The organism is Kitasatospora sp. NPDC007106, from assembly GCF_040634455.1.
Lineage (GTDB): Bacteria > Actinomycetota > Actinomycetes > Streptomycetales > Streptomycetaceae > Kitasatospora > Kitasatospora arboriphila.
The window spans coordinates 1-4838 of record NZ_JBEYFP010000453.1 but is presented as its reverse complement, the minus strand read 5'-3'; the positions used below and the strand labels follow the sequence as shown (position 1 = coordinate 4838).

Here is a 4838-nt window from a genome sequence, read left to right as displayed (position 1 = left end):
CGGCGGCGCGCCCTCGGCGGCCGGCCTGCGCCGCACCCAGCCGCCGGCACCGCCGCGCGCGGTCGGGTCCCAGACCGCCGGCGGCGTGTTGTCCTGATCCGTCATTCCCCTGCCCTCGCCCCGCTGCGTAGTCGCGTTGCACCCACCGCGCCGTGCCCAGCCGTTCGACTGCTGTCCGACACCGTACAGACCGCGGGTGCGCCGCGGCACGGCACCCGGTGGGTACCGCCCCGTGTCGTACGACGGCGGAACGCCCGGGATCGTGCCCGCCGCGCCCGCCCGCCCGGCCGTCCCGTCAGCCGGCGGTCCGCCGCAGCACCCGCAGCGACCCCGTCACCGAGACCTCCTCGAAGCCCTCGTCCAGCGCCCGCAGGTACACCCGGTACGGCGCCTGCCCGCCGTCCTCCGGGTCCGGGAAGACGTCGTGCACCACCAGCAGGCCGTCCTCGGCCAGGTGCGGCACCCAGCCCTCGTAGTCGCCGGTGGCGTGCTCGTCGGTGTGCCCGCCGTCGATGAAGACCAGCGCCAGCCGGCCGCCCCACAGCGCGGCGATCTGCGGCGAGCGGCCCACCAGGGCCACCACGTGCTCCTCCAGCCCGGCGTGGAACAGCGTCCGGCGGAAGACCGGCAGGGTGTCCATCCGGCCGACCTCCGGGTCGACCAGCGTCGGGTCGTGGTACTCCCAGCCCGGCTGCTGCTCCTCCGAGCCCCGGTGGTGGTCGACGGTGAGCGCCACCGTGCCGGTGCGGCGGGCCGCGTCCGCGAGCAGCACGGCCGAGCGGCCGCAGTACGTGCCGATCTCCAGCACCGGCAGCCCGGTGCGCCCCGCGGCCTCCACCGCCGCCGCGTACAGCGCGAGGCCCTCGTCCACCGGCATGAAGCCGGTCGCCGACTCGAAGGCCTTGAGCACCTCGGGCTCCGGGCGGGCCGCGCCGGGCGCGTCGTGGCGGTCGGTCATGCTGCTGCTCCCTGCGGGGCGGACGGACGGGTGCAGCGGACCCTACCCGACCGTCCGGCGCCGGAGGCCGCCCAGGTCCGCGCCCGGCACCCGGCGTCCGCGCCCGGCGCCCGTACGCTCGTGCCGTCGAGCGCCCCCGGCACGCGGGCGTGCGCGGGCCGTCCAGGCCGACCAGGGCAACGAGGGAACGGGAGCACCGATGCGCGCAGCGATCCTGCACGAGACCGGCCAGGACGAGCTGGAGGTCCGCGAGGACGTGGAGACGGTCGCCGTCGGGCCGGGCACCGTCCGGGTCCGGATGCGCGCGGCGGGGCTCTGCCACTCCGACCTCTCCGCGATGAGCGGCGTCCTGCCGCAGCCCGCGCCGTTCGTGCCCGGCCACGAGGGCGCCGGCGAGGTCACCGAGGTCGGCGAGGGCGTCACCGGCCTCGCCCCGGGCGACCGGGTGGTGCTCTGCTGGATGCCGCCCTGCGGCCGCTGCGCGTTCTGCACCCGCGGCGAGACCCACCTGTGCACCGCGAGCCTCAAGCGGCTCGCCGAGCCGACCTTCCGCTTCGGCGGCGGCACCGCCGCGTACGGCTTCTACAGCACCGGCAGCTTCGCGGAGGAGGCCGTGGTCGCCGCCGACGCCGTGCTGAAGGTGCCCGCCGACCTGCCCTTCGAGCTGGCCGCGCTGGTCGGCTGCGGGGTCACCACCGGCTTCGGCGCGGTGGTGAACACCGCCCGGATCGAGCCGGGAGCCACCGTCGCCGTGCTCGGCGCCGGCGGGGTCGGGGCGGCCGCCGTCCAGGCCGCCCTGGTCAGCGGCGCCGCCCGGGTCACCGTGGTCGACCCGGTCGCCTCCCGCCGCGAACGGGCCCTCGCACTCGGCGCCACCGACGCCCTCGCCCCGGAGGACCTGCGGGCCGCCGCCAAGGGCCTCGCCCTCGGCGGCTACGACTGCGTGGTCGAGGCGGTCGGCCGCTCGGAGACCGTCCGCGCCGCCTACGACGCCGCCCGGCGCGGCGGCACCGTCGTGGTGGTCGGCGCCGGCGCCCGCGACGACAAGGTCTCCTTCAGCCTCGGCGAGCTGTTCTTCAACGAGAAGCGGGTGCTGCCCTCGCTGTACGGCGGCGGTGACGTCGCCCGCACCGCGGCCCGGGTCGTCGAGCTGTGGCGGGCCGGGCGGCTCGACCTGGCCGCGCTGGTCACCCGCCGGGTGCCGCTCGCCGAGGTCGGCGAGGCGGTCGCGGGCATGCGCCGCGGCGAGGGCCTGCGCACCGTGATCACCTTCGACTGAGCCGCGCGCCGCCGGGAACGCCTGCGGCCCGGGGCAGGAGCCCCGGGCCGCAGGAGTGCGAGCAGGTCAGCGGCGGTGCTTGCCGTGCGCGTCGGCGTCGGCGCGGTCGTCAGCCGCCGTCGTGCCACGGTGGCGGCCGTGCCCGTTGTCCTCGGCCACGGCCCCGTCGGCGCCGGGCGCGGTGCGGTCGTGCTCGGTGGTGTCGGTGAGGGTTTCGGACATCAGGTTCTGTCTTCTCCGTGCGGTGCGGTACTGCGGTTGCAGCGTCGTCCGGCCGGGCACTGGGCGGCCCGGCCGCCCGGGCGTTCGGCACCCGGGGCCCCGGCCGCCGCGGCGGCCGGATCGGGTACGAGCCTATCGGGGCGGTCACCGCCCGCGCACGGCACACTCCGATTCGGTGGCGTCCGGCGCGTCCTCAGGCCGGTCTGCCGGTGCGCAGGAAGCCCGCCAGCAGCTCGTGCAGGACGGCGGCGCCCTCCTCGGCCAGCAGGTCGTGGCCGGCCCCGGCGGCCTCCACGTACCGGAAGTCGGTGCCCTCCGCCCGGCCGAGCCGCAGCAGCTCGTGACGGAGCGTGCGGGACTGCCCGACCGGCACCACCTCGTCCCGGTCGCCGTGCACGACCAGCAGCGGCGCCGTCAGCCGTCCGGCCAGCTGCAGCACGTCGCGCGGGCCGCGGGCGTCCTGCGGCTCGGCCTCGCCGCCGAGCCGCTCGCACATCGCCCGGACGGGCTCGGCGGCCTCGGCGAGCAGCCGCGCGCCGGACAGGAAGGGCGCCACCACCGCGCACCGCGCGAGGTGCCCGGCCGGGGCGTGCGCGGCGGCCAGCAGGGCGAGGAACGCGCCATAGCTCTGCCCGAACAGGGCGGGCGGCTCCAGGCCCAGGGCGGCCCGCTGCTCGGCCAGCCCGTCCAGCAGGTGCAGCACGTCGTCGAGGTCCGGGCCGCCCCAGGCGCCGTGCATCGCCGCCTCGTGCTCGGGCCCGTAGCCGGTGGAGCCGCGCTGGTTGACGGCGACCACGGCCGTCCCGCGGCCGGCCATCCGCTGCAGCGCCGGGTCGAACTCCAGCCGCCAGGCGTCGGCCGGCCCGCCGTGCAGCGCGAGGACGAGGTGCGGGGCGGCCAGCCAGGAGTCGCCGCCGTACACCACGGCCTCCAGCGGGCCGGCCGGGCCGCCGAGGTGCACCAGCCGGGCGCCCTGCCAGCTGCCGCCGTCGCCGGGTTCGGCCGAGCCGTCCACCCGCCAGCCGGGCGGGTGCGCGCCGGCCGGCCCGGCCGGCTGCTCACCGTGCACGGCGCCGGAGCCGAGCGGGGCGAGCTGCAGCGGCAGCGGCGGCGGGACGGCCCCCGGGGTGCCGGTGCCGCCCGCCGCCAGCAGGGCGTCGACGTCGACGGTGGCGAGGGCGGCCGGGCGGTCCGGCGCCGAGTACGGGATCCGCAGGCCGGCCGTCGACCAGTGGCCCGTCTCGCCGAACCGGCCGGGCGGGGCGGGCAGCCGGTCCAGCCGGCCCGCGGAGGGCTGCCAGAGCGCGAGGGCGGTGGCCGCGCCGTGGTCGAGCTGCAGCACGACCCGCGGATCGCCCGCCCCGCCGGGGGCGAGCGCGACCGGCCGCGGCACCGGGCCGGGCAGGTGCAGGCACTCCGGGAAGCGGACCGGGTCGGAGCCGCCGAGCACCGCCCACCCGAGCCGGTCGGCACCGGGCGCGTCGCTGCGGACGAGGCCGAAGCCGCTCGCCGGGTCGAACAGCACCAGCCGGTCGTTGCTGCCCTCGGCGATCTCCAGCAGCGGGGTGACGGCGCCGTGTTCGAGGTCCAGCACGACGGTGCGCACGGCCCCCTCGGCGACCCGGTCCAGGGCCAGCAGGCGTCCGGCGGTGTCCAGCCAGACGCCGCCGCCGTACATCCCGGGCAGCTCGGCGGCCTGGACGGGCGGCGAGCCGTCCGCGGCGATCCGCCAGACCGTGGTGACCGGCCGTCCGTCGGTGCCGAGCGCGACCGCGCCGCCGCCGGGCTGCGGCAGCAGCCGCAGCCCCGGCAGCCACAGCCGGGCCACCTGCTCCTCGCGGCCGTCCGCCGCGGCCGAGAGCAGGACGAGGTCGTGCCGCTCGCCGTCGTGCCGGCAGACCAGCACCCGGCCGTCGGGGAGCGCCACCAGTTGGGAGCGCAGGCTCTCGGTGCGGCCGCCCGGCGGCGGCAGCGGGACGGGCTCCGCGGCGGAGCCGTCGGCGGGCAGCCGCCAGCTCTCGGCGTACCAGCCGCCGTCCGGGCCGGCGGCCAGGCAGGCGGCGTGCGAGCCGTCGGCGGCGAAGGTGAAGCCGAACCGGCGCAGCGCCTGGGCGGCGCTCCGGGCAACGGTGCTCATCGGCGGCTCTCCTGATCCGTACGGGGGGCTGGGACGGGCGGCGGTCAGGTGCCGGCGCCGCCCGGGGACTGCGGGGACGGCGGCTCGGCGAGGGCCGCCAGTGCGGCCAGTGCCCGCTGCGGCGGCCAGCGGTCCGCGGGGGAGCCGGCGGTGAGGCCGAGCACGACCGGGGTGAGCCGGCGGGCGCTCTCGCCGCTGCGCGCGGCCAGGGCCAGCCAGCGCCGCAGCCGGGCCGCGGCGGG

The 4838-nt window shown here is 79.0% G+C and carries 5 protein-coding genes; 1 reads left to right on the top strand and 4 read right to left on the bottom strand.

Translation table 11 applies throughout. From position 1 onward, the window contains the following. Positions 1–295 precede the first annotated feature (295 nt). Entirely contained in the window at positions 296–958 is a 663-nt protein-coding gene (locus ABZ641_RS25920) for a class I SAM-dependent methyltransferase (RefSeq protein WP_344627698.1), read from the bottom strand. Between the two features lie 199 nt (positions 959–1157). Between ABZ641_RS25920 and ABZ641_RS25915 the strand changes: the two genes are divergently transcribed. Continuing rightward, complete coding sequence (locus tag ABZ641_RS25915; RefSeq protein ID WP_359985381.1) at positions 1158–2237, top strand: alcohol dehydrogenase catalytic domain-containing protein; 1080 nt, start codon at positions 1158–1160, stop codon at positions 2235–2237. Between the two features lie 66 nt (positions 2238–2303). Here the strand turns inward: ABZ641_RS25915 and ABZ641_RS25910 are convergent, their stop codons facing one another. From ABZ641_RS25910 to ABZ641_RS25900, 3 genes are all read right to left on the bottom strand, one after another. Further along, complete coding sequence (locus ABZ641_RS25910; RefSeq protein ID WP_344627696.1) at positions 2304–2459, bottom strand: hypothetical protein; 156 nt, start codon at positions 2457–2459, stop codon at positions 2304–2306. A gap of 193 nt (positions 2460–2652) precedes the next feature. Continuing rightward, entirely contained in the window at positions 2653–4596 is a 1944-nt protein-coding gene (locus tag ABZ641_RS25905) for an alpha/beta fold hydrolase (protein ID WP_359985378.1), read from the bottom strand. Positions 4597–4640: 44 nt separating this feature from the next. After that, positions 4641–4838: hypothetical protein (locus ABZ641_RS25900; RefSeq protein ID WP_359985375.1), on the bottom strand; the 198-nt coding region annotated here is incomplete at its 5' end.

What these genes read in the sequence shown, in the direction of transcription:
- ABZ641_RS25905 (WP_359985378.1), bottom strand. Translation starts at nt 4,596, where the DNA reads ATGAGCACCGTTGCCCGGAGCGCCGCCCAGGCGCTGCGCCGGTTCGGC.
- ABZ641_RS25915 (WP_359985381.1), top strand. Translation starts at nt 1,158, where the DNA reads ATGCGCGCAGCGATCCTGCACGAGACCGGCCAGGACGAGCTGGAGGTC.
- ABZ641_RS25920 (WP_344627698.1), bottom strand. Translation starts at nt 958, where the DNA reads ATGACCGACCGCCACGACGCGCCCGGCGCGGCCCGCCCGGAGCCCGAG.
- ABZ641_RS25910 (WP_344627696.1), bottom strand. Translation starts at nt 2,459, where the DNA reads ATGTCCGAAACCCTCACCGACACCACCGAGCACGACCGCACCGCGCCC.